This is a genomic window from Streptomyces xanthii, assembly GCF_014621695.1.
GTDB classification, from domain to species: domain Bacteria; phylum Actinomycetota; class Actinomycetes; order Streptomycetales; family Streptomycetaceae; genus Streptomyces; species Streptomyces xanthii.
The window spans coordinates 3,001,940-3,023,255 of the sequence record NZ_CP061281.1; the positions used below are offsets into that span (position 1 = coordinate 3,001,940).

The following is a 21,316-nucleotide window of genomic DNA, read 5'->3' on the forward strand; positions in this document are numbered from 1 at the left end:
GTTTGACCTGGGGGAAGAGGGAATTTTGAGGTATCCGCCATGTGCGGGGGTCCCACCTGTTTCGGAGCGGTCCGACCGATCTCCACCGCGAGGGTTCTCAGCCTCCACGGTGTGGGGTTTCAGTGAAGCCGCACGTCAGGCTACCGCCCGCGTGCGGCCCCTCGGAGGGCGCGGTGGTGGCGCTCAGGCCTGCTTCGACGCCAGCTCGACGACCGTGACGTCGGACGGCGCCCCGACCCGCACCGGCGGCCCCCAGGCCCCGGCACCCCGGCTGACGTACAACTGCGTGTCGCCGTACCGCTCCAGGCCCGCCAGCGTCGGATTGGCCGCGTCCGCGATGAAGTTGCCGGGCCACAGCTGCCCGCCGTGCGTGTGCCCGGACAGCTGGAGATCGACGCCGTGCTTCACCGCCTCGTGGATCATCACGGGCTGGTGCGCGAGCAGCACGGCGGCACGGGTGCGGTCCCGGTCACCGAGCGCCCTCGCGTAGTCGGGGCCGTCGCCGTGGTTCTCGCCCGCGATGTCGTTGACCCCGGCGAGGTCGAACGCCCCCAGCTCCACCCGGGCGTTGGCCAGCGGCCGCATCCCGATCTCCCGGACGTGCTCGACCCAGGGCTCGGCGCCGGAGAAGTACTCGTGATTGCCCGTCACGAAGTACGTCCCGTGCCGCGACCGGAACCGGGACAGCGGCGCCACCGCCGACGCCAGGTCCTCGACGCTCCCGTCGACCAGGTCGCCGACGACCGCGATCAGGTCCGGCTGCGTCCCGTTCACGATCTCGACGACCCGCTCCGCGAACCCCCGGCCCAGCACGGGCCCCAGGTGCACATCGCTGACCACCGCGATCCTGAACCCGTGCGCCGCGCGCGGCAGTTTGGCCAGCGGCACGGTCACCCGCTTCACCTTCGGCCCGCGCAGCACGCCGTACGCCCCGTTCCCCACGACCCCGGCCGCGGCGACAGCCGCCGCACCCCCGACGACCCGGGCCAGGATCAGGCGGCGGGTGGGGGCGGGGATTGGGGTGGGGGTGTCGGGGGAATGCGCGGATTCGGGTGCGGCGGGGGCGGCGAGGGCGTCGGTCTGTGCGGCAGGTCCAGGTCGGGTGACGGGCGCGTCCGGGGCGGCAACGGCACCGGCAGGCTTCGAGACAGGCCCGACCACGCGGCGGGCCATGGCCTCGACTTCGGCGCCTGCTTCGGCCTCGGCCCCCGCCTCGGTCTCGTTCCCGGTCTCGCCGCGCTCACCGGCCCGCCGATCGAGCAGGCGCCGCAGTACAGGCCGCAGCACCTCCCCCACCAGCAACGCCAGCACCAGGTACAGGGCGAACGCCATCCACAGGAACCCCGGCCACGCCAGCACCTGCTGCAACAGGAACGGCGCCCCCGTCCTCTCCGCCACCAGCGCCGCGAACATCAGCACGGGCCCGACGGCAAAAACCACCGCTCCGCCTCGCCGCACCCACCCCGGCCCCGCAGTCGTGTCCCGCACGAGCCGCCGCCAGGCGTAGTAGTGCAGCCCGCCGAGCACGCCCAGGACAAACAGGGCGATCAGCACAAAAAGAACGACCATGTCCCCGGTCGCCTACGAGGTCCGGCGCAGGGCCCGCACACCGCGGAACCCGATGACCCCGACCACCGTCCCCAAGACAAAGGAGACGACGGCCAGCGTCAGATGCACCCAGAAGTACGCGGTCGGATCCCCGGCGTCGTCGAACGCGAGGCCGCTGCCGTCCTTCCACAGGTTCTTGACGAAAGTGATCCAGATGAACCAGCTCCACACCCCGAAGGCGAGCAGGAACCAGGAGACGGGGCGGCTGAGCTTCATACCCTCAGTATCGCCAGCCCCCGCCGCGCTCCGCCGCCGGGGTGGGGAGCAGCGCGGGCCCGCGGGCGGAGCCGGCCCGACGCGGGACACCGAACCCGGCGCGACTCCGAAGACACAGAACACCTCGGCGCAGACTTACCGACCCGCTACATGTACGTTTCCGACCGTGCCTGCCTCCAATGCGTCGTATTCGAAGAAGTCCGCGCGCCCGAACGGTCGTTTCCGTTCCACACTGCTCACGACTTCCGCGCTCCTGCTCACCGCCTCGGCCCTCTCCCTGACCGCGACGCTCCCGGCGGCCGCCGTGGACAAGCCGGGCGACAAGTCGGGCAAGGGCTCCACCGGCCAGGCCAAGCCGCCGGCGAAGATGTCGGAGATCGGCGGCACCCGCCTCGGCCGCCCGGGCACCCAGGTCGACCTGGGCGGCGGCGCCCCCGTCCTGCCGAAGGACCTGACGGCCAAGTCCTGGATCGTCGCGGACGCCGAGTCCGGTGACGTCCTCGCCTCGCACAACGCCCACTGGAAGCTGCCCCCGGCGAGCACCATGAAGATGCTCTTCGCCGACACCGTGCTCCCCAAGTTCCCCAAGAGCACGACCCACAAGGTCGTCCCCTCCGACCTGGCCGGCATCGGCGCCGGCTCCAGCTCGGTCGGCATCAAGGAGAACTACACCTACACCGTCCACGACCTGTGGCTCGGCGTCTTCCTCCGCTCCGGCAACGACGCCGTCCACGTCCTGTCCGCCATGAACCAGGGCGTCCCCCAGACCGTCAAGGACATGCAGGCCCACGCCGAGGAACTCCAGGCCCTCGACACCCACGTCGTCAGCCCCGACGGCTACGACGCCCCCGGCCAGACCTCCTCCGCATACGACCTCACCCTCTTCGCCCGCTCGGGCCTGCAGAAGGCGGACTTCCGCGAGTACGCCGCCACGGCCACCGCCAAGTTCCCCAAGAAGCAGAAGAAGGGGAAGACCACCGAGCGCTTCGCGATCCAGAACACCAACCGCCTCCTCACCGGCGACCTGGGCCTCGCCCCCTACAAGGGCATCGCCGGCGTCAAGAACGGCAACACCACCAACGCCGGCGCCACCTTCACCGGCGTCGCCGAGCGCAACAACCGCGTCCTCCTCGTCACCGTCATGACCCCCGACTCCGACGAACAGTTCGCCGTCTACAAGGAAACCGCCCGCCTCCTCGACTGGGGCTTCGCCGCCGACGGCAAGGTCACCCCGGTCGGCAGCCTCGTCCCGCCCAAGAGCGCGGCCGCCTCCACTGCCCCCGGCGCCGCGGGCACCGACGGCGACCACGGCAAGGCAGGACCCGCCAAGCCCCAGGCCCACGCCGCGGTGACCGAAACGGAGGGCTCCAGCGGCATCGGCATCGCCCTCGCCATCTGCGGCGGCATCCTGGTCGTCCTGGCCGGAGCGGTCTTCGCAGTCCGCAAGAAGTGGCCCCTCCAGCCGAAGAACTGACCCCACCTCCTTCCGCTCCGCGCGGGCCGGGGCAGGCGCGGAGGCCGGGCAGCGGGGCGCAGGAAGCGAGCGGAGAGGCTGGGGCGAGGGCAGGGAGCTGATGCCGGAGCGCATCGGGCGCCCCGGGGGCAGAGACCTGATGCTGGGGCGCATCAGGCGCCCCGGGGCAGGGGCCGCCGACCGAGTGTGGTCGTGGCGTACGCGCTGAGAGCGCCACCGGGTGGCCGGCTGGGTCCGGCAGGTTCGCTGGGCCTGCCGGGTTCGCTGGGCCCGCCGAGTCCGCCGGGTTCGCTGGGTCCGCCGGGTTCGCCGGGCCCGCCGAGTCCGCCGGGTTCGCTGGGTCCGCCGGGTTCGCCGGGCCCGCCGGGTGAATCAGTGCCCGGTCAACCCGCCCCTCGGCCCCCGATCAGGACCCCGCACCCGCTACCACCGCCTCCTCCCTCCAGGCCCCTACTCCCCCGTGCCCGCCTCCGTCACGTCGTCTTCCTCGTCCTCCAGCGCCTCGTCCTCCTCGGCCGGCGCGGCGCCACTCGTGGCCGTCCACGCCGCGCAGAACAGGATCAACTTCGCCGTGAAGTTGATCCACAGCAACAACGCGACCGGCGTCCCGAACGCCCCGTACATGCTCTTCGCCGCGACGCCTCGCATATAGCCACCGAGAAGCAGCTTGAGCAGTTCGAACCCCGCGGCCCCGATCAGCGCCGCCGTGAACAGATCCCGCCGCTCCGGATGCACCCCGGGCAGCAAGGTCAGTACGTAGAGGAACACCAGGAAGTCCGCCAGCACCGCCACCGCGAACGCCGCCCCCTGCAACAGCGCCCCGCCCCACCCCGCCTCGTTGATCCCGAGCTGATCAGCCGTCCATCCGACCGCCGAGGACGCGATGGTCGACGCCGCCATCGACGCGAGCCCCGCGGCCCCGAGGCCGATCAGCACCCCGGTGTCCTTGAGCTTGACCAGAACCGGGTTCTCGTCGCTGTCCGGCAACTCCCACACGGCCCGCAGGCAGTCCCTTATCGAGCCGACCCACCCCACGCCTGTGAGCAGAAGCAGCGCTCCGGCCACCAGCCCGACCGTCCCCGCGTTGTCGATCAACGCCCCCAGGTCCAACTGGTCCGAGATCCCCGGGACTTGGTCGGCGATCTTCTCCTCCAGCTGGTCCTGCCGCGCGGGCCCGAGCGTGCCGGCCGCGATCGCCGCCGCCACCGTGAGCAGGGGAAAGAGCGCCAGGAAGCTGATGAACGTCATCGCCGCCGCGAGTCTGGCCCAGTGCACGGCATCGAGCCGCTCATAGGCGTGCCAGGCGTGCGTCCGCATCAGCCGGACGACCACCGGGCCGACGACGGGGAGTCTTTTCAGCCAGTCCATGATCCCAGCCTGCCCCGTTCAGCCGGTTCCATCGCGCTCGCCACGACGGCATCGGAGCCCCCGCCGGGTCTGGACCGGAAGACCAGGGTCCGAGTCCCCCAGAACCGCAGCGCCGTGGCCAGCACCATCCCCACGCCGGCGCCCGAGATCGTGTCGGCCCGAGGCGATGTGAACCCGAGCCCGTAGTGCGAGACCGCGATGCACAGCAACTGCACCAACGCCCCCGCCACGTTCACCGCGAAGAACGCCCCGTACTGCCGCAGCCGCGACACCCCCGCGGCTCTTCTCCGGTAGGTCCCCAGCGCATTCCCCAGGTACGCCACCGAGCAACCCGCCACGAACGACAACGCCTTGGCCTGGATCGGATCCATCCCCACCGGCCCCCGAAGCCAGACAAACAGCCCCAGGTCTGCGGCATAGGCACAGAGCCCCACCGCCGCGAACCCCACCACCTCAGGCCCCATCACCCGCACCCGCGCCGCCAACCCCCGTCGAGGAGGTCCAGACGACCGCCGATCACCACCCACAGCCGACTCCCCCACCACGCTCATCTCTCGCACCTCTTCCACCTCTCGCCCCATCACCTCGGCACAGTCACCAATCCACCACCGCGAGCGCGTACATCGCCAGCCACACCAGCCCGATCACCGCCAGCGCCCGGTCCTTCAGCACCACGTCCTCGGGTTCACCCGCCGTACCCCGGTCGGCGAACACCGCGTATCTGAGGACAGCGAGGATGAAGGCCGCCATCGACAACTGCCGCCAAGGCAACAGGCTGCTGCTCGCCACGCCCCCCTCCTCCATCGCCCACAGGCAGTACGCGAGTACGGCGACCCCCGCCGCCAGCTGCCACACGAACCGCAGGTATCCGGTGGTGTACTCGGTGAGCAGCGCCCGCGTGGCCCCGGCCTTCCCGACCATCTGGACCGATTCCGAGTACCGCTTCGCCGAGACCATGAACAGGGCGCCGAAGCCGGTGGTGATCAGAAACCAGCGCGACAGCGGAATCCCGAGGGCGAGCCCGCCGATCATGGCTCTCATCAGGAACCCGGTGGTCACCACGACCAGGTCGACGACCAGGACGTGCTTGAGGCTGACGCAGTACGCCAACTGCATGGCGACATACGCGGTGAGCAGCAGCGCGGTCATCGGATTGCAGAGCAGGGCCGCCCCGGCCGGCGCGAGCACCGCGAGCACTCCCCCGACCGCGTAGGCGACCGGCACGGGAACCTGCCCCGCTGCCACGGGCCGATTCCGCTTCACCGGGTGCGCCCGGTCCGCTTCGGCGTCCCGCGCATCGTTGATCAGATACACCGCGGACGCCGCCGCAGTGAACAGGGCGAATACCACTGCGAGTTGTGTCAGCGCATGCCATGAGAACAACTCCCCGGCCGCCGCTGGCGCGGCCACCACAAGCACGTTCTTGACCCATTGGCGCGGCCGCGCCGTCCTGACGATCCCCGAGGCCAGCCCCCGCCGCCTGCGCGTCCCGGTCTCCGGCTCCACGACCTGGGGCCGTTCAAGCACCGCCGTGGCCGAACCGGGACGGCGCGCCGCCCCGATCAGCGGGACACCACCGCTCAGGCCCCCGTTGCCGTCCGCCTCAGTCCGCTCAGCCGCCTTCCGCTCGCCCCCTTTCCTCCCATCCGCATTCGGCGTGGGTCCTGCCCCGGATGTCCGGTGCCGCCCCTCTCCGCCCTCAGACTCCCCTGCTCCCCGCACCCGCTCCCCCGTCACTCTGCGCTTCGTCACCTCGCCGCACCCCCGTTCATCCAGCGCGTTCCCAGTCGGACCGTCAGCGCCCCCAGCGCCGCGCCCGCCGCGACATCGGAGGGGTAGTGGACTCCCACGACCATCCGCGCGACACACATCGCCGCAGCCACAGGCGGCACGAGGCGCGCCCCGGCCGGCCGCAACGCTCCGTACGCCACCGCGGCGGCCGCCGCCGACGCCGCGTGCGAGCTGGGGAACGAATGCCGACCCGCTGTCCGGACGAGTGGCTCCACCCCGTCCTCCGCACCTGGCCGCGGTCTCCGCACCACGCGCTTCACGCCCATGCTCGCCAGGTGCGCGCCGGCGGTGAGCGCTGTGCCACGCAGCCAAGCCCCGCGCCGCTCGCGGTCCGCCGCCGCCCCCACCAGCCCGGCCGCCAGCCAGAGCGCGCCATGCTCGCCGGCCCAGGACAGCGCTCGCGCGGCCGTCGCCACGCGCCGGTCCCTGCCACAGTCCCGAAGTGCCGAAAGCAATCGGCGATCCATGTCGTCCATGTGGCTCACTCTGAATCCCAAAACATCAATAAACTCGGGCAATTTTGTATGACACCCGATCAATCACTCATTTCGGTGAGCAATCGCCGGATTCAGAGCAAAGCTCTCTTTATGGGGCGATACGGTCACCCCCATGGCTGCCGACCCTGTCTCCACCCCCGTCTCCGCCGCTGCTTCCGCATCCCCCCTCGTGACTTCGCCGCCGTCCGAATCCGCATCGGCAGCCGCATCCTCGGACGCGGACGCGCCACCGCACTCCACGCCCTCGCGCTCCGTGCCCCGCCCCGCATCGAGTCCCGGCTACGACTCCGTGCCGGTCACCGGCTGGGGTCGCACCGCACCCACGTCCGCACACCTGATCCGCCCCCGCTCCTACGAAGAGGCGGTGGCCGCCGTCCGCGAGTGCGGAGCCCCTGGGCGCCGGGGCGGGATCGCTCGCGGCCTGGGCCGGGCCTACGGCGATGCTGCCCAGAACGCGGGTGGCGCGGTCCTGGACATGACCGGCCTCGACCGCATCCATGCCATCGACGCCTCTGCCGGCACCGTCCTGTGCGACGCGGGTGTCTCGCTGCACCGGCTGATGGAAGTGCTCCTCCCTCTGGGCTGGTTCGTCCCGGTGACGCCGGGCACGCGTTATGTCACGGTCGGCGGCGCGATCGGCGCCGACATCCACGGCAAGAACCACCACGTGTCGGGTTCCTTCTCACGCCATGTACTGGCTCTGGAACTGCTCACGGCCGACGGCCAGGTCCATATCGTCGAGCGAGGCAGTGAGCTGTTCGATGCCACGGCCGGCGGCATGGGGCTGACCGGGATCATCCTCACCGCCACGATCCAACTGCTGCCGGTCGAGACCTCGTTGATGTCGGTCGACACCGAACGTGCCGCCGACCTCGACGACCTGATGGCCCGACTGACCGCCACGGACGACCAGTACCGCTACTCGGTGGCCTGGATCGATCTCCTGGCCCGGGGCGCCTCGTTGGGCCGTTCCGTGCTCACCCGCGGCGACCACGCCCCGTTGGATGCCTTGCCCTCGCGCAGGCGCCGCTCCCCTCTCTCCTTCCGTCCGGGCCGGCTCCCCGCGGCTCCCTCCTTCCTGCCGGAGGGGCTGCTGGGCCGCACGACGGTCGGCGCCTTCAACGAGCTGTGGTTCCGCAAGGCCCCCAAGTCCCGTGTCGGCGAACTCCAGAAGCTGTCCACGTTCTTCCACCCCCTCGACGGCGTCCCGCACTGGAACCGCATCTACGGGCGCAGCGGATTCGTCCAGTACCAGTTCGTCGTCGGATACAGAGCGGAGGATTCCCTCCGCCGCATCGTGCAGCGCATTTCCGACCGGCGATGCCCCTCCTTCCTCGCGGTCCTCAAGCGCTTCGGCGAAGCGGATCCGGGCTGGCTCTCCTTCCCGATGCCGGGCTGGACCCTGGCCCTGGACATCCCGGCGAACCTGCCCGGTCTCGGCTCCTTCCTCGACGAACTCGACGAGGACGTGGCGGCCGCGGGCGGGCGCGTCTATCTCGCGAAGGACTCTCGCCTCAGGCCCGATCTCCTGTCCTCGATGTATCCGCGTCTGACGGACTTCCGCGCGCTCCGGGCCCGTCTGGACCCGCGAGGCGTCTTCCGCTCCGACCTGTCCCGACGCCTGGAGCTGTGAGCCCCGACGCTCGCGCCACCGGCGCGTCCGCAGTCGGGATACGCAGACTCACACGCGAGCCTCCACCCCGTGCGGCTTCGCCGCCGAAGCCGCCTCGCCCGGCGCTGCCGCCACCTGCGACAGCCCTCAACTCCCGGGCCCGAGCGACGAGATCCGTACGGCTCCCCGTCCCCACCAGACCTGCCATGTGACTGCCCCCTTCGCCGGCGCGGGCCCTCCGCGCCGGTGTCACTTCTGATACACCGCTCGGCCCGCACAGGTTCCGGATCCGCCTCGTCGAATTCCCCCGACCGAGACATGGTCGGCCTCCGACCCGGCGCGCCACCGCGTTCCGTGCCTCGAATCATTGGAGTTTGGATCTCATGAAGGACGCCTTCGGAACTCCCCAGTCCCTGCTCATCCTCGGCGGCACGTCGGAGATCGCGCTCGCCACCGCCCGTCGGCTCGTCACGCGCCGCACTCGTACCGTGTGGCTGGCGGGCCGCCCCTCCCCCGCTCTCGACAGCGCGGCGGCCGAGCTGCGCCGGATGGGGGCCGATGCCCGGACCGTCTCGTTCGACGCCCTCGACTCGGAGGCGCACGAGGAGGTGCTCGGCAAGGTCTTCGCCGAGGGCGACATCGACATGGTGCTGATGGCCTTCGGCATCCTCGGCGACCAGGCCCACGACGAGGGTGAACCGCTGTCGGCGGTACGGGTCGCCCAGACCAACTACACCGGCGCCGTGTCGGCCGGACTCATCTGTGCCCGGGCCCTGCAGGCCCAGGGCCACGGCTCGCTCGTCGTCCTGTCGTCCGTCGCGGGCGAGCGCGCCCGCCGGGCCAACTTCATCTACGGATCGAGCAAGGCCGGCCTCGACGCCTTCGCTCAGGGCCTGGGCGACGCGCTCCACGGCACCGGCGTGCACGTCATGGTGGTGCGGCCCGGATTCGTGCGGTCGAAGATGACGGCCGGCCTGGACGAGGCCCCGATGGCGACGACGCCCGAAGCGGTCGCCCTGGCCATCGAGACGGGGTTGCGCCGCAGGTCGGAGACGGTGTGGGTGCCGGGTGCGCTGCGCGTGATCATGTCAGCGCTGCGGCACGTACCGCGGCCTGTGTTCCGCAGGCTCCCGGTCTGATCCGGGAGTCCGCGGAGTCTCAGCTCGCGCGCAGGCGACGGGAACGCATCGAGCGTCCGGGCGCCTGCGCGGGCAGCGGCGACTTACCGAAGGTGAAATCCCGCAGGCGCCGCCACACGCCGTCGGCCCCCTGCTCGTACAGGGCGAAGCCGGTGCACGGCCAGGCCGCCTCGTAGTCGGCCAGCTCCGCGAACGCGCGGTCCATCGCTTCCTCGGCGATGCCGTGCGCCACGGTCACGTGGGGGTGGTACGGGAACTGCAGCTCTCGTGCGACGGGACCCGAGGCGTCGCGCACCTGCTTCTGCAGCCAAGTACAGGCCTCGGCGCCCTCGACGACCTGTACGAACACGACGGGTGACAGAGGACGGAACGTTCCCGTCCCGGACAGACGCATCGCGAAGGGGCGCCCGGCGGACGCCACCTCCGTCAGATGCGCCTCGATCGCCGCCAGGTCCCCGCTCTCCACCTCGGTCGGCGGGAGCAGGGTGATGTGCGTGGGAATGCCGTGTGCCGCGGGGTCACCGAAGCCCGCACGCCGCTCCTGGAGCAGGCTGCCGTGAGGCTCCGGGACCGCGATCGAGACACCGATCGTTACGGTCCCCACGTCATACTCCTGTCGTCGTCTGGTGGGCGGGCGGGCGTGCAGCCGGTGCGGGCTCAGTGCTTGGCGGGCAGGAAGCCGACCTTTTCGTACGCCTGGGCGAGCGTCTCGGCGGCGACGGCCCGCGCCTTCTCCGCGCCCTTGGCCAGGATCGAGTCGAGCGTCTCCGGGTCGTCCAGGTACTCCTGCGTGCGGGTCCGGAACGGAGTCACGAAGTCCACCATGACCTCGGCCAGGTCCGTCTTCAGCGCACCGTACATCTTGCCCTCGTACTTCTGCTCCAGTTCCGGGATACCGGTGCCGGTGAGGGTGGAGTAGATGCTGAGCAGGTTGCTGACGCCCGGCTTGTTCTCCGCGTCGTAGCGGATGACGGTCTCGGTGTCGGTGACCGCGCTCTTGACCTTCTTCGCGGTGACCTTCGGCTCGTCGAGGAGGTTGATGAGGCCCTTCGGCGTCGACGCCGACTTGCTCATCTTGATCGACGGGTCCTGAAGGTCGTAGATCTTCGCCGTCTCCTTCAGGATGTACGGCGCCGGGACGGTGAAGGTCTCGCCGAAGCGGCCGTTGAAGCGCTCTGCCAGGTCACGCGTGAGCTCGATGTGCTGCCGCTGGTCCTCACCGACCGGCACCTGGTGGGCCTGGTAGAGGAGGATGTCCGCGACCTGCAGGATCGGGTACGTGAAGAGGCCGACCGTGGCGCGGTCCGCCCCCTGCTTGGCGGACTTGTCCTTGAACTGCGTCATGCGGCTCGCCTCGCCGAACCCCGTGAGGCAGTTCATGACCCAGCCGAGCTGAGCGTGCTCGGGGACGTGGCTCTGGACGAAGAGCGTGCACCGGTCCGGATCGAGTCCTGCGGCGAGGAGCTGCGCGGCGGCGAGCCGGGTGTTCGCACGCAGTTCCGAGGGGTCCTGCGGGACAGTGATCGCGTGCAGGTCCACCACCATGTAGAAGGCGTCGTGGGACTCCTGCAGCGCCACCCACTGGCGGACCGCACCGAGGTAATTGCCGAGGTGGAACGAGCCTGCGGTGGGCTGGATTCCGGAGAGCACGCGGGGACGATCAGAGGCCATGCCCTCATTCTCTCAGGTGTCTCTCATTGCTCGGGGTCAGGTTCGCGACGTGCGGGCGTCGCGTGAGGGAATCCGCGGGTCCGGCCGGCACGCGGCGTGACGGACCGTGAGAACTCGGGCGTACCGAGTGGGAACCGATCACCGTCGACCGGTGTATCAAGCGTGTGAGGACACCGGGGGAAGTCCTGGAGGTGGGCCGCGTCGTCGACGAAGGTGCGGTGATCGCCCGTGTGCGCGCCGGAGAGCCGGAGGCGTACGCGGAGCTGGTTCGCGCTTTCACCGGCATCGCCCTGCGAGCAGCGAAGGCGCTGGGCGCGGGGGCCGATGCCGAGGATGTCGTACAGCAGTCCTTCTTCAAGGCGTATCGCAGCTTGGGACGGTTCAAGGACGGCTCGGCTTTCAAGCCGTGGCTGTTGAAGATCGTCGCCAATGAGACAAGGAACACAGTGCGGACGGCGGGCCGGCAGCGGTCGGTCGCCGGTCGGGAAGCAGCGATGGTCGAGGCCGAGCCGTTGATACCGGAGTCGGCGGATCCTGCGGTCGCGGCGGTCGAGGTGGAGCGCCGCGCCGAGCTGCTGGCTGCTCTGGATCTGCTGACCGAGGAGCACCGGCTGGTGGTCGTGCACCGCTATCTGCTCGAGATGGACGAAGCGGAGACGGCTCAGGCTCTGGGCTGGCCGCGTGGCACGGTCAAGTCCCGGCTCAATCGCGCACTGCGCAAGCTGGGACAGCTGCTGCCGGCGGGCCACACGACTTCGCGAGTCCCGGCACCGCGGCCGGGGAAGGGAGGTGCCAGACATGAGCGAGCCTCGCGATGAGCGCCCGGAGCTCCCGGAGGAGCTGCGCGCGCTGGGACGGTTCATGAACGGTCCGGACGGCGTGGGCGAGACCATGGCGGAGCGCGTGCTGGCACAGATCATCGCCGAGCAAGTGCCGGCGTCCGCCGTGGGGCCACCGGGGCCTCGTGAGCGAGCGCGTCGGACAGTGCGATGGGCTCGGCAGCGGTGGCGGCTGCTCACCGCCGCCCTGTGCGGTGTGGCGGCGGTCGTCGTGCTCACGCCGCAGGTCCGGGCTGCCGTCTACGACTGGTTCGGCTTCGGCGGGATCGAGATCCACTACGCGCCGTCGACATCACCGGCTCCGGCACCGGACGCTCAGGACCGCGGGTGTGGTGCGCCGCTCGCCATGGACGAAGCCGTGGTGAAGGCGGGGTTCCGCCCCCTGGTCCCGGCCGAGCTGGGGTCGCCCGACTCGATCGCCGTGACGTACGCGCCGGGCGACCGCCCGGTGGTCAGCCTCTGCTGGCGGAAGGACGACCGCATGATACGTCTCGACGAGTTCCCTGCCCGTCTGGACATCGGGTTCACCACGACCGTCTCGGATCCTCCGGACCAGGTGTCGGTGGGCCGGGAGTCCGGGCTGTGGTTCGCCCAGGAGCGCCGGGCGAGTTTCCAGCTGCTCGACGGTCGGGGACAGCGTTGGCATCAGGCACAGCCGACGGCCGGGCCAGCCCTGCTGTGGTCACACGGCGCGCATCTCACGCTGCGTTTGGAGGGGGTGGCTTCCGAGGGGAGGGCGCTGAAGATCGCACGCTCCACGGACGATCGCGGCGGAAGCCTGTGAGAGGGCAGCAGCGGGGCCACGGCTTTGCCGCTGTTGCCGCTGGCTCCGTCGGGCGGGAAGAAGAGCCCGCGGCGTGCGGAACCTGGACGCCGCGAGCGGTGTACCAGAAGTGAACCGGTTCGGAGGGGCCGTGCCGGTTGGTCGACTGGGGGGATCGTATGCGTGCGGTACGGAATCTGGCCGCCCTGTTCACAGCGCTGGCGGCCGCGCTGGGACTGGTGCTGTGGGGCACGGCTCAGGCCTCGGCGGGCGGGCCGACGAGCGTCCTGGTCGTGTCACCCGAGAGCAAGGAAAGCGCGTCGCTCTATTTCAGCGACAAGGACTACGAGCGGCTGGCCCGGCTGCTCGGGGAGCCGGGTGAGACCAAAGGGGCGTTACCGCCGGGCCTGGGGGTCGGTACCGGCAGGCAGCTCAATGTGACGTGGCTGCTCCACGACACACAGCCGTGGCGCGTGGACCGCGTCTATCCGGACACGCCGGGCAGCAAGGAGGTCTGGATCCACACGTCGACCGACATGAACGGGTTGACCGGGATCTGGCACACCGCTGACAAGCCCGCAGAGCTGCGGTCTCTGATGCACGAGCTCGGGGTCATGGGGAAACGGTCGCCGGGCGGCAAGGACCCCGTCGCGCCTGCTGCCGAGCCGTCCCGCAATCGCACGATGGCGAAGCCTGACCACCCGGCGACGAGTACTCCGGCCCAGGCCGCCGGATCGGCGCCCGACGCAGTGGCAGTCGGCTGGTGGTGGGTGGTGCCCGGCGTGCTGGCCGGTGCCGCGTTGGGGCTGCTGCTGCGGCCTCTGGTCTCCGGCTTGCCCAGCAGGGTGGCGGAGGTGCGCCGGCGCAGAGAGCACGGCCCGCGTCAGGAGCTGCGGGACATATGAAGCTGGCGTTCCCTGCCGGGCCGGCCCGCTGCTCAGGAGTGCCGACGTCCCGGTGCACCGAGCCCGTCTCCGGACCGGCCGGAGGGAGCCCGGTGCACCGGAACCGGGATCAGGTGAGGTCGACGGTCGGGTAGAGCGGGAAGCCTGCGAGCAGGTCGGCGGCCCGGTGGGCCACCTCGTCGGAGATCTTGGCGTCCAGGACGTGCTGGGCCTTGGACTGGGTGCCCTTGCTGGTGGTGCCGGGCTCTGCCGCCGCCAGGACGCGGTCCATCAGGGCGGCGATCTCGTCCATCTCGGCGGTGCCCAGACCGCGGGTGGTCAGGGCGGGCGTGCCGATGCGGATGCCGGAGGTGTACCAGGCGCCGTTCGGGTCGGCCGGGATGGCGTTGCGGTTGGTGACGATGCCGGAGTCAAGGAGCGCGGACTCGGCCTGGCGGCCGGTCAGACCGTAGGAGGTGGCGACATCGATCAGATTCAGGTGATTGTCCGTGCCGCCGGTGACCAGGGTGGCGCCGCGGCGGGTGAGGCCTTCGGCGAGGGCTCGGGCGTTGTCGACGACGGCCTGGGCGTAGGTGCGGAACTCGGGGCGCCGGGCCTCGGCCAGAGCGACGGCCTTGGCGGCCATGACGTGGGGCAGGGGGCCGCCGAGGACCATCGGGCAGCCTCGGTCGACCTGGTCCTTGAGGGAGTCGTCGCAGAGCACCATGCCGCCGCGCGGGCCGCGCAGCGACTTGTGGGTGGTGGTCGTGACGATCTGGGCGTGCGGCACCGGGTCGAAGTCGCCGGTGAGTACCTTTCCGGCGACGAGGCCGGCGAAGTGCGCCATGTCGACCATCAGCGTGGCGCCGACCTCGTCCGCGATCTCCCGCATGATGCGGAAGTTCACCAGGCGGGGGTAGGCCGAGTAGCCGGCGACGATGATCAGCGGCTTGAACTCGCGGGCCTGTGCGCGCAGCGCCTCGTAGTCGATCAGGCCGGTGGCCGGGTCGGTGCCGTAGGAGCGCTGGTCGAACATCTTGCCGGAGATGTTGGGGCGGAAGCCGTGGGTGAGGTGGCCGCCCGCGTCCAGGGACATGCCGAGCATGCGCTGGTTGCCGAAGGCCTGGCGCAGCTCGGCCCAGTCGGCGTCGGTCAGGTCGTTGATCTGGCGGACGCCTGTCTTCGCCAGGAAGGGCGCCTCGACACGGTCGGCGAGCACGGCCCAGAAGGCGACGAGGTTGGCGTCGATGCCGGAGTGCGGCTGGACGTAGGCGTGCTGGGCGCCGAAGAGCTCACGGGCGTGCTCGGCGGCGAGGGACTCCACCGTGTCGACATTGCGGCAGCCGGCGTAGAAGCGGCGGCCGACGGTGCCCTCGGCGTACTTGTCGCTGAACCAGTTGCCCATGGTCAGCAGCGTGGCCGGGGACGCGTAGTTCTCGGAGGCGATCAGCTTGAGCATCTCGCGCTGGTCGGTGAGCTCCTGGCCGATGGCGTCGGCGACACGGGGCTCCACGCCCCGGATGACGTCGAGAGCGGCGCGGTATGCGGTGGATTCAGGGGTCAGATCAGTCATCGGGCTGCCTCCGGACGCGGTCGGTTCACGGTTCGGCCCAGGCGCACGGCACATCGTTCCCGAGCCGCTCCCCGATGGTCGGTCCCATCCCAGCGCGCCAGTCACGGCCCTGGGATCACAGTACCGGGCTCGCCGCCGCGCGAGGTTTCCACGTCCACCATGCGAGCGACGATAGGAAGGGGCCACGCACCCGTCTCGCGCCGTATCAGCCGAAAGGCTTTCAGTGCCGTCAGAACGGAGATCCCGTGACTTCTGTGACTCCTCCCCCCGCTGAAGACGCGCGGGCCGCCACGGAGAGCTACATCAGCTCCTCGGACGCCCACAGCGCGCACAACTACCACCCGCTGCCGGTCGTCGTCGCCACGGCGGACGGGGCCTGGATGACGGATGTCGAGGGGCGCCGCTACCTCGACATGCTCGCCGGATACTCGGCGCTCAATTTCGGGCACGGGAACCGCCGGCTGATCGAGGCGGCGAAGGCCCAGCTGGAGCGGGTCACGCTGACCTCCCGGGCGTTCCATCACGACCGGTTCGCGGAGTTCTGCACGGAGCTCGCCGAGCTGTGCGGCATGGAGATGGTGCTGCCGATGAACACGGGGGCGGAGGCGGTCGAGACGGCGGTGAAGACCGCCCGCAAGTGGGGGTACCGGGTGAAGGGCGTGCCGGACGGCCGGGCCCGGATCGTGGTCGCGAGCGACAACTTCCACGGGCGGACGACGACGATCGTCAGCTTCTCCACGGATCCGGAGGCGCGGGCCGACTTCGGTCCGTACACGCCGGGGTTCGACATCGTGCCCTACGGGGATCTGGCGGCTCTGCGGGACGCGGTGACGGAGGACACCGTGGCGGTGCTGCTGGAGCCGATCCAGGGGGAGGCCGGCGTCCTGGTCCCACCGCCCGGCTATCTCACCGGGGTCCGGGAGCTGACGCGCGAGCGGAACGTGCTGTTCATGGCGGACGAGATCCAGTCCGGGCTGGGTCGCACGGGCCGGACGTTCGCCTGTGAGCACGAGGGCGTGGTGCCCGACGTCTACGTGCTGGGCAAGGCGCTCGGCGGCGGTGTGGTCCCGGTGTCGGCGGTCGTGTCGAGCGAGGAGGTGCTGGGTGTCTTCCGGCCGGGCGAGCACGGATCGACGTTCGGCGGGAATCCGCTGGCCTGCGCGGTCGCGCTGGAGGTGATCGCGATGCTGCGGACCGGGGAGTTCCAGAAGCGGGCCGCGGAACTCGGGGACCACCTGCACGCGGTGCTGGGCCTGCTGGCCGGGGCGGGCAAGGTGGCGCAGGTGCGCGGGCGCGGGCTCTGGGCGGGTGTCGACATCGATCCGTCGCACGGTACGGGCCGGGAGATCTCGGAGAAGTTGATGGACCGGGGCGTCCTGGTGAAGGACACCCACGGCTCCACGATCCGGATCGCCCCGCCCCTGGTGATCAGTAAGGAGGACCTGGACTGGGGGCTCGACCAGCTCCGTGCGGTACTCGGCGCGTGATCGGCGGCGCCCGGAGATATCCGTCGTTCCTTGACAACTGAAGAGTGCAGAAGTCCCGGCCCGCCCTCGCGTCGGGCGGGCCGGCGAGCCCCTCCGGTCCGGTCGGCGGCTAGAGGATGACGTGGGGCAGGAAGCGGGCGTACTCGTCCGTGACCAGGCCCGCGGACTCACGGATTCCGAGGCCGGCCGCTTCGTTCTCGACGACCCAGGCGCCGAGGACGACACGGTTGCCGTCGAAGTCGGGCAGAGGCATCAGCTCCTGGTAGCAGCAGGCCTCGTCGCGTGACTTTGGAGCCGGATCCTGTGCGCCCGCTTCGTGGAGGGTGACGCCCGCTCCTTCGCGCCCGAGGAGCGGCTTGGTCACGTAGCCGGTGGTGTCGGCGAGTTCTCGGGGCCCGTCCAGGTAGGCCGGCAGAAGGTTCGGGTGGCCGGGGAAGAGTTCCCAGAGCACGGCGAGGAGTGCCTTGTTGGAGAGGAGCATCTTCCAGGCGGGTTCGATCCAGAGGGTGGTGCCGGTGCCGCCGCCGTTGTCGAGCGTGTCGAGGACGTGCGGGGCGAACCGGTCCGTGGTGAGCCACTCCCAGGGGTAGAGCTTGAAGCAGCTGCGGATGAAGCGGAGCTTCTTGTCCACGAAGCGGCGTGACAGCCGGTCCCAGCCGATGTCCTCGACGGAGATCGCTTCCGTGTCCAGGCCGGCCTGTTCGGCGGTCTCCCGGAGGTACGCCACGGTCATGAGGTCCTCGCCGAGTTCATCGGCGGCGGAGTGCGCGAAGTACAGGGGGCTGCCGGGCGGGAGCAGTGCGGCCTGCTTCTTCCAGGCGTCGACGAGTCGTTCGTGAAGGGAGTTCCACTGGTCGGCGCCCGGGAAGCGTTCCTCCATCCAGAACCACTGCGGGCCCGCGGCCTCGATGAGGGAGGTGGGGGTGTCGGCGTTGTACTCCAGCAGTTTCGCCGGGGCCCCGGTGCGACTGTCGTAGTGGAGGTCGAACCGCCCGTAGACGGAGGGCAGTTCGTCGCGCCGGCGCCAGGACTCGCGGACCAGGTCGGCCAGGCGGGGGTCCGTGATGCCGAGGTCGGCGAGGCGGTCCTGGCTGACGAGGTGCTCGGCCGCGGCCAGGGACATCTCGTGGAGTTCTTCGACGACCTCCTCCAGCGCCTCGACCTCGGGCAACGAGAACGCGTAGTAGGCGCTCTCGTCCCAGTACGGGCGCAGGGAGTCGTCCGGGTAGCGGGTCAGGGGGTAGATGAGCCCCTGCTCCTCGACGGTCTGCTGCCAACCGTCGCGGGGTTCTATCGTGTGGCGTTCCATGGTGGGATCAGCCGCCTCCGGAGCCGGAGCCCGAGCAGCCGAAGCCTCCCCGGTCGACGGCCTCGCTGCGGCTGAAGGTGCCGTAGTCGGCGTACCGGCCGCTGACGTCGGCGTCGTAGTACCAGTCGCCGTCGACCCGGCTGCCGCGGCTGGTGCCGCTAGCGCTGCCGCCCGTTCCGGTCTTGCGCCCCTTGCCGGCCGAGCTCGAACCGGACTTGCAGTACTGGTCGCTGACGACCTTGTAGCCGTTGACCACGTCGTAGCTGTCGCGGTCGACGCAGCGCCGGTCCGGCTCGGATCCGCACGAGGTCAGGGCTGTCGCGAGCACGCCCATGCCGCCGAGCACGACCGTGCTGGACCGCAGTCGTCGTCTGTTCTCCGCCATTGGTTGAGCTCCCCCGTTCCACCGGCGCCGTCCGAGTGCGGAAGGCCGGCGCCCGCATGATGCGGCGCACTGAATTCACGGCCCAGTTCGCCACGGTCGGTGATTGTCGGCGGCCAGCGTAGAAGAACACGTCGGTGGTCCGCACCATGGCTCCGAGGGTGGGGTCCGCATCGTTCCTCTAGGGTCGCTCCGTGCCTATTGGAATGATTTGTGCGCTGGGTTCCGCGTTGTGCTTCGGGACAGCGTCCGTGCTTCAGGCGATGGCGGCGCAGGCCACGGCACCGGGGACGGGGTCGGGAGTCGATCCGGCGCTCCTGGTACGGGCGTTGCGGCAGTGGCGGTATCTGGCGGGACTCGCCCTCGACGGCCTCGGGTTCGTGCTGCAGGTCGTGGCGCTGCGGTCGCTGCCCATCTACGCCGTCGGCGCGGCGCTGGCCGCGAGCTTGGCCGTCACGGCCGTCGTGGCGGCCCGGTTGCTGCGGGTGCGGTTGAGCGGGGCGGAGTGGGGTGCGGTCGGGGCCGTGTGCGCGGGGCTCGCGATGTTGGGTCTGGCGTCGGGTGCGGAGGGCGATCAGGCCGGTTCGGACGCGCTGCGGTTCGCCATGCTCGGGGTGGCGGTGGGCGTTCTGGGGCTCGGGGCGGTGGCGGGCCGGCTGCCGGGGCGGGGGCGGGCGCTCGCGTTGGGATTGGGGGCGGGCTTCGGGTTCGGGGTGGTCGAGGTGAGCGTGCGGCTCATCGATGAACTGTCGCCGGGAGCATTGCTGACCAATCCGGCGCTGTATGCGCTGCTGGTGGGCGGGGGTGCGGCCTTCCTGCTGCTGACGTCGGCGCTCCAGCGGGGCTCGGTGACGGTGGCCACGGCCGGGATGGTCGTCGGGGAGACGGTGGGGCCCGCGTTGGTGGGTGTGGTGTGGCTGGGCGATCGGACGCGGCCCGGGCTGGAGTGGCTGGCGGTGACGGGGTTCGTGGTGGCGGTGGCAGGGGCGCTCGCGCTGGCGCGGTTCGGGGAGGCGCCGGGAGTCGAGGAGGTGGATCCGGTGCGGGTGAGGGACTGAGCGCTGCCGCCTCGGTTGCCCGGCTCCAGTCCAGCGCCGGCTCCGGCTCCGGCTTAGGCCTGGCCTGGTGCTGGGTCCGGCGTCTACGGCAGCACCCTGCACAGGGCGTCGAGGGCACCGGACCAGGCGTGGTCGGCGGGGGTTCCGTAGCCGACCACCAGGGCGTCGGGGCGAGGTACGGACGGGGCGGCGTGGGGGTGGCGGTAGGTGGAGAGACCGGTGACGCCGAGGCTCTGCCAGGCGGCGGCACGGACCACGGACTGTTCGGTTCCGGGCGGAAGTTGGAGGACGGCGTGGAGGCCGGCGGCGATTCCGGTGGCGTGGACGGTGGGCGCGCGTTCCGCGAGGGCTTCGACGAGTTGGTCGCGGCGGCGGCGATAGCGGAGGCGGGCGCTGCGCAGGTGGCGGTCGTAGGCACCGGAGTTCAGGAACTCGGCGAGGGTGAGCTGGTCGAGGACGCCGCAGGACCAGTCGCTGGGGCCCTTCGCGTCGGCGACCTCCTGGGCGACGGACTCGGGCAGCACCATCCAGCCGAGGCGCAGGCCCGGGGCCAGGGACTTGCTCGCGGTGCCGAGGTAGACGACGCGGTCGGGGTCCAGGCCTTGGAGGGCGCCGACGGGCTGCCGGTCGTAGCGGAACTCGCCGTCGTAGTCGTCCTCGAGGATCAGAGCGCCGGTGCGGCGGGCCCAGTCGACGACGGCGGCACGCCGGTCCGGGTGGAGGGGGACGCCGATGGGGAACTGGTGGGCGGGAGTCAGCAGAACCGCACCCACGGCCGGGAGGAGCGAGGGGGAGGTGGAGCGCCGGGAGGGGGCCGGGGTGCCGGCAGGCGCGGGGGTGGGGGCGTGGCGGGTGGGAGAGGGAAGAACGGGGTGGGCATCCAACTCGACGGTGTTCGTGCCGAGTTCGTCCAGTGGGAGGGGGTGGGTGCGGAGGGACGTGCGGGTGAGGATGTCCCAGTGGGCGTCGAGGCCGTAGCTCTCCACGGCGACGTCCCGGACGCCCCGACGGTGGAGGACCTCGCCGAGGAGCCGTAGGCCGTGGACGAAGCCGGCGCAGATGACGATGCGGTCGGGGTCGGCGTGGACGCCGCGGGCGCGGGCGAGGTAGCCGGCGAGGGCGCTGCGGAGTTCGGGGCGGCCGCGGGGGTCGCCGTAGCCGAGGGCGTCGTTCGGGGCGGCGGTCAGGGCGCGGCGGGCCGCCTTGAGCCATTCGGCGCGGGGGAAGGAGGCGAGGTCGGGGCTGCCGGGGTCGAGGTTGTGGCGCGGGGAGCCCGTGGTGCGGCGGGCGGGGGCGCGGGGTGGGCGGGGGGCTTCCACGGGGCGTTCGGCGACGCGGGTGCCGGAGCCCTGGCGGGCGGTGAGCCAGCCTTCGGCCACAAGGTCGGCGTAGGAGTCGGCGACGGTGTTGCGGGCGATGCCGAGGTCGACGGCGAGGGTGCGGGAGGACGGCAGGCGGGTGCCGGGGGCGAGGCGGCCGCTGCGGACGGCTTCGCGGAGCGCGTCGGTGAGGCCGCGGCGCAGGCCGGAGCCCGTGGGCTCGATGTGCAGGTCGATGCCGAGTGCCTGCCGGGAGGCCGAAGTGGCCCAGGAATCCTCCATGGAAATGGACCATACCCCTGGGCTAATGCGTTCGTAGGGTCGTG

At 71.0% G+C, this 21,316-nt stretch carries 20 protein-coding genes and 1 riboswitch; of the genes, 8 read left to right on the forward strand and 12 right to left on the reverse strand.

Annotated features, from left to right (window positions below; all coding sequences use genetic code 11):
- Positions 1-183: 183 nt before the first annotated feature.
- Together IAG42_RS13475 and IAG42_RS37990 are read right to left on the reverse strand one after the other, a co-directional pair.
- Positions 184-1,569, reverse strand: a complete 1,386-nt coding sequence (locus IAG42_RS13475) for a metallophosphoesterase (protein ID WP_188337263.1) — start codon at positions 1,567-1,569, stop codon at positions 184-186.
- 12 nt (positions 1,570-1,581) lie between these two features.
- The gene (locus tag IAG42_RS37990) at positions 1,582-1,824 is read right to left on the reverse strand and encodes an SCO4848 family membrane protein (protein ID WP_223205976.1); all 243 of its coding nucleotides are present in this window, start codon (positions 1,822-1,824) and stop codon (positions 1,582-1,584) included.
- On the opposite strand from IAG42_RS37990, the gene IAG42_RS13480 reads away from it, so the two are divergent.
- Entirely contained in the window at positions 1,763-3,298 is a 1,536-nt protein-coding gene (locus IAG42_RS13480; RefSeq protein WP_223205977.1) for a D-alanyl-D-alanine carboxypeptidase, read from the forward strand. The two genes, IAG42_RS37990 and IAG42_RS13480, sit on opposite strands and share 62 nt — an antisense overlap.
- 450 nt (positions 3,299-3,748) lie before the next feature.
- Here the strand turns inward: IAG42_RS13480 and IAG42_RS13485 are convergent, their stop codons facing one another.
- From IAG42_RS13485 to IAG42_RS13500, 4 genes are all read right to left on the reverse strand, one after another.
- Positions 3,749-4,666: a YihY/virulence factor BrkB family protein gene (locus tag IAG42_RS13485; RefSeq protein ID WP_188337264.1), complete on the reverse strand. Its 918-nt coding sequence runs from the start codon at positions 4,664-4,666 to the stop codon at positions 3,749-3,751.
- Positions 4,654-5,130 carry a GtrA family protein gene (locus IAG42_RS13490; RefSeq protein WP_223205978.1) on the reverse strand — a complete coding sequence of 159 codons (477 nt, stop codon included), beginning with the start codon at positions 5,128-5,130 and terminating at the stop codon, positions 4,654-4,656. Before IAG42_RS13490 ends, IAG42_RS13485 begins: the two co-directional genes overlap by 13 nt.
- 130 nt (positions 5,131-5,260) lie before the next feature.
- Positions 5,261-6,172 carry a decaprenyl-phosphate phosphoribosyltransferase gene (locus tag IAG42_RS13495; RefSeq protein ID WP_223205979.1) on the reverse strand — a complete coding sequence of 304 codons (912 nt, stop codon included), beginning with the start codon at positions 6,170-6,172 and terminating at the stop codon, positions 5,261-5,263.
- 242 nt (positions 6,173-6,414) lie between these two features.
- Positions 6,415-6,933 carry a phosphatase PAP2 family protein gene (locus IAG42_RS13500; protein WP_188337267.1) on the reverse strand — a complete coding sequence of 173 codons (519 nt, stop codon included), beginning with the start codon at positions 6,931-6,933 and terminating at the stop codon, positions 6,415-6,417.
- A 133-nt stretch (positions 6,934-7,066) separates the two neighbouring features.
- Here IAG42_RS13500 and IAG42_RS13505 point away from each other — a divergent pair, with 133 nt between their 5' ends.
- Both IAG42_RS13505 and IAG42_RS13510 read left to right on the forward strand, forming a co-directional pair.
- Entirely contained in the window at positions 7,067-8,587 is a 1,521-nt protein-coding gene (locus IAG42_RS13505) for an FAD-binding oxidoreductase (RefSeq protein WP_188337268.1), read from the forward strand.
- Positions 8,588-8,949: 362 nt separating this feature from the next.
- Positions 8,950-9,705 carry a decaprenylphospho-beta-D-erythro-pentofuranosid-2-ulose 2-reductase gene (locus IAG42_RS13510; RefSeq protein ID WP_188337269.1) on the forward strand — a complete coding sequence of 252 codons (756 nt, stop codon included), beginning with the start codon at positions 8,950-8,952 and terminating at the stop codon, positions 9,703-9,705.
- 19 nt (positions 9,706-9,724) lie between these two features.
- On the opposite strand, the gene IAG42_RS13515 is transcribed toward IAG42_RS13510, so the two are convergent.
- Both IAG42_RS13515 and trpS read right to left on the reverse strand, forming a co-directional pair.
- Positions 9,725-10,309, reverse strand: coding sequence for a 2'-5' RNA ligase family protein (locus IAG42_RS13515; protein WP_188337270.1), 585 nt, complete (start codon positions 10,307-10,309; stop codon positions 9,725-9,727).
- A 53-nt stretch (positions 10,310-10,362) separates the two neighbouring features.
- The gene (trpS, locus tag IAG42_RS13520; RefSeq protein WP_188337271.1) at positions 10,363-11,376 is read right to left on the reverse strand and encodes a tryptophan--tRNA ligase; all 1,014 of its coding nucleotides are present in this window, start codon (positions 11,374-11,376) and stop codon (positions 10,363-10,365) included.
- 185 nt (positions 11,377-11,561) lie between these two features.
- Between trpS and IAG42_RS13525 the strand changes: the two genes are divergently transcribed.
- From IAG42_RS13525 to IAG42_RS13535, 3 genes are all read left to right on the forward strand, one after another.
- Positions 11,562-12,194, forward strand: a complete 633-nt coding sequence (locus tag IAG42_RS13525; protein WP_188341361.1) for an RNA polymerase sigma factor — start codon at positions 11,562-11,564, stop codon at positions 12,192-12,194.
- A complete protein-coding gene (locus tag IAG42_RS13530; protein ID WP_188337272.1) occupies positions 12,175-12,999 on the forward strand; it encodes a hypothetical protein in 825 nt (274 codons plus the stop codon). Before IAG42_RS13525 ends, IAG42_RS13530 begins: the two co-directional genes overlap by 20 nt.
- 158 nt (positions 13,000-13,157) lie before the next feature.
- A complete protein-coding gene (locus tag IAG42_RS13535; RefSeq protein ID WP_188337273.1) occupies positions 13,158-13,883 on the forward strand; it encodes a hypothetical protein in 726 nt (241 codons plus the stop codon).
- A 109-nt stretch (positions 13,884-13,992) separates the two neighbouring features.
- Here the strand turns inward: IAG42_RS13535 and IAG42_RS13540 are convergent, their stop codons facing one another.
- A complete protein-coding gene (locus IAG42_RS13540; RefSeq protein ID WP_188337274.1) occupies positions 13,993-15,435 on the reverse strand; it encodes a glycine hydroxymethyltransferase in 1,443 nt (480 codons plus the stop codon).
- Positions 15,436-15,463: 28 nt separating this feature from the next.
- Positions 15,464-15,550: riboswitch (ZMP/ZTP riboswitch) on the reverse strand.
- Positions 15,551-15,689: 139 nt separating this feature from the next.
- Here IAG42_RS13540 and rocD point away from each other — a divergent pair.
- Positions 15,690-16,922, forward strand: coding sequence for an ornithine--oxo-acid transaminase (gene rocD, locus IAG42_RS13545; RefSeq protein ID WP_317453364.1), 1,233 nt, complete (start codon positions 15,690-15,692; stop codon positions 16,920-16,922).
- 109 nt (positions 16,923-17,031) lie between these two features.
- On the opposite strand, the gene IAG42_RS13550 is transcribed toward rocD, so the two are convergent.
- Both IAG42_RS13550 and IAG42_RS13555 read right to left on the reverse strand, forming a co-directional pair.
- On the reverse strand, positions 17,032-18,231 hold the full coding sequence (locus IAG42_RS13550; protein ID WP_188337275.1) for a glutathionylspermidine synthase family protein: 1,200 nt from the start codon (positions 18,229-18,231) through the stop codon (positions 17,032-17,034).
- Positions 18,232-18,238: 7 nt separating this feature from the next.
- Positions 18,239-18,616 carry a hypothetical protein gene (locus IAG42_RS13555; protein ID WP_188337276.1) on the reverse strand — a complete coding sequence of 126 codons (378 nt, stop codon included), beginning with the start codon at positions 18,614-18,616 and terminating at the stop codon, positions 18,239-18,241.
- A gap of 203 nt (positions 18,617-18,819) precedes the next feature.
- Here IAG42_RS13555 and IAG42_RS13560 point away from each other — a divergent pair, with 203 nt between their 5' ends.
- A complete protein-coding gene (locus IAG42_RS13560; protein ID WP_188341363.1) occupies positions 18,820-19,671 on the forward strand; it encodes a DMT family protein in 852 nt (283 codons plus the stop codon).
- An 83-nt stretch (positions 19,672-19,754) separates the two neighbouring features.
- On the opposite strand, the gene pdxR is transcribed toward IAG42_RS13560, so the two are convergent.
- The gene (gene pdxR / locus IAG42_RS13565; protein WP_188337277.1) at positions 19,755-21,272 is read right to left on the reverse strand and encodes a MocR-like pyridoxine biosynthesis transcription factor PdxR; all 1,518 of its coding nucleotides are present in this window, start codon (positions 21,270-21,272) and stop codon (positions 19,755-19,757) included.
- Positions 21,273-21,316: the final 44 nt, after the last annotated feature.

Excerpts from the sequence above, each read along its gene's own strand:
- IAG42_RS13485 (WP_188337264.1), bottom strand. The coding sequence starts at position 4,666 with ATGGACTGGCTGAAAAGACTCCCCGTCGTCGGCCCGGTGGTCGTCCGG.
- IAG42_RS13505 (WP_188337268.1), top strand. The coding sequence starts at position 7,067 with ATGGCTGCCGACCCTGTCTCCACCCCCGTCTCCGCCGCTGCTTCCGCA.
- IAG42_RS13535 (WP_188337273.1), top strand. The coding sequence starts at position 13,158 with ATGCGTGCGGTACGGAATCTGGCCGCCCTGTTCACAGCGCTGGCGGCC.
- IAG42_RS13490 (WP_223205978.1), bottom strand. The coding sequence starts at position 5,130 with ATGGGGCCTGAGGTGGTGGGGTTCGCGGCGGTGGGGCTCTGTGCCTAT.
- IAG42_RS13500 (WP_188337267.1), bottom strand. The coding sequence starts at position 6,933 with ATGGACGACATGGATCGCCGATTGCTTTCGGCACTTCGGGACTGTGGC.
- IAG42_RS13555 (WP_188337276.1), bottom strand. The coding sequence starts at position 18,616 with ATGGCGGAGAACAGACGACGACTGCGGTCCAGCACGGTCGTGCTCGGC.
- trpS (WP_188337271.1), bottom strand. The coding sequence starts at position 11,376 with ATGGCCTCTGATCGTCCCCGCGTGCTCTCCGGAATCCAGCCCACCGCA.
- IAG42_RS13540 (WP_188337274.1), bottom strand. The coding sequence starts at position 15,435 with ATGACTGATCTGACCCCTGAATCCACCGCATACCGCGCCGCTCTCGAC.
- IAG42_RS13510 (WP_188337269.1), top strand. The coding sequence starts at position 8,950 with ATGAAGGACGCCTTCGGAACTCCCCAGTCCCTGCTCATCCTCGGCGGC.
- IAG42_RS13550 (WP_188337275.1), bottom strand. The coding sequence starts at position 18,231 with ATGGAACGCCACACGATAGAACCCCGCGACGGTTGGCAGCAGACCGTC.
- IAG42_RS13530 (WP_188337272.1), top strand. The coding sequence starts at position 12,175 with ATGAGCGAGCCTCGCGATGAGCGCCCGGAGCTCCCGGAGGAGCTGCGC.
- IAG42_RS37990 (WP_223205976.1), bottom strand. The coding sequence starts at position 1,824 with ATGAAGCTCAGCCGCCCCGTCTCCTGGTTCCTGCTCGCCTTCGGGGTG.
- IAG42_RS13475 (WP_188337263.1), bottom strand. The coding sequence starts at position 1,569 with ATGGTCGTTCTTTTTGTGCTGATCGCCCTGTTTGTCCTGGGCGTGCTC.
- IAG42_RS13480 (WP_223205977.1), top strand. The coding sequence starts at position 1,763 with ATGAACCAGCTCCACACCCCGAAGGCGAGCAGGAACCAGGAGACGGGG.
- pdxR (WP_188337277.1), bottom strand. The coding sequence starts at position 21,272 with ATGGAGGATTCCTGGGCCACTTCGGCCTCCCGGCAGGCACTCGGCATC.
- IAG42_RS13560 (WP_188341363.1), top strand. The coding sequence starts at position 18,820 with ATGATTTGTGCGCTGGGTTCCGCGTTGTGCTTCGGGACAGCGTCCGTG.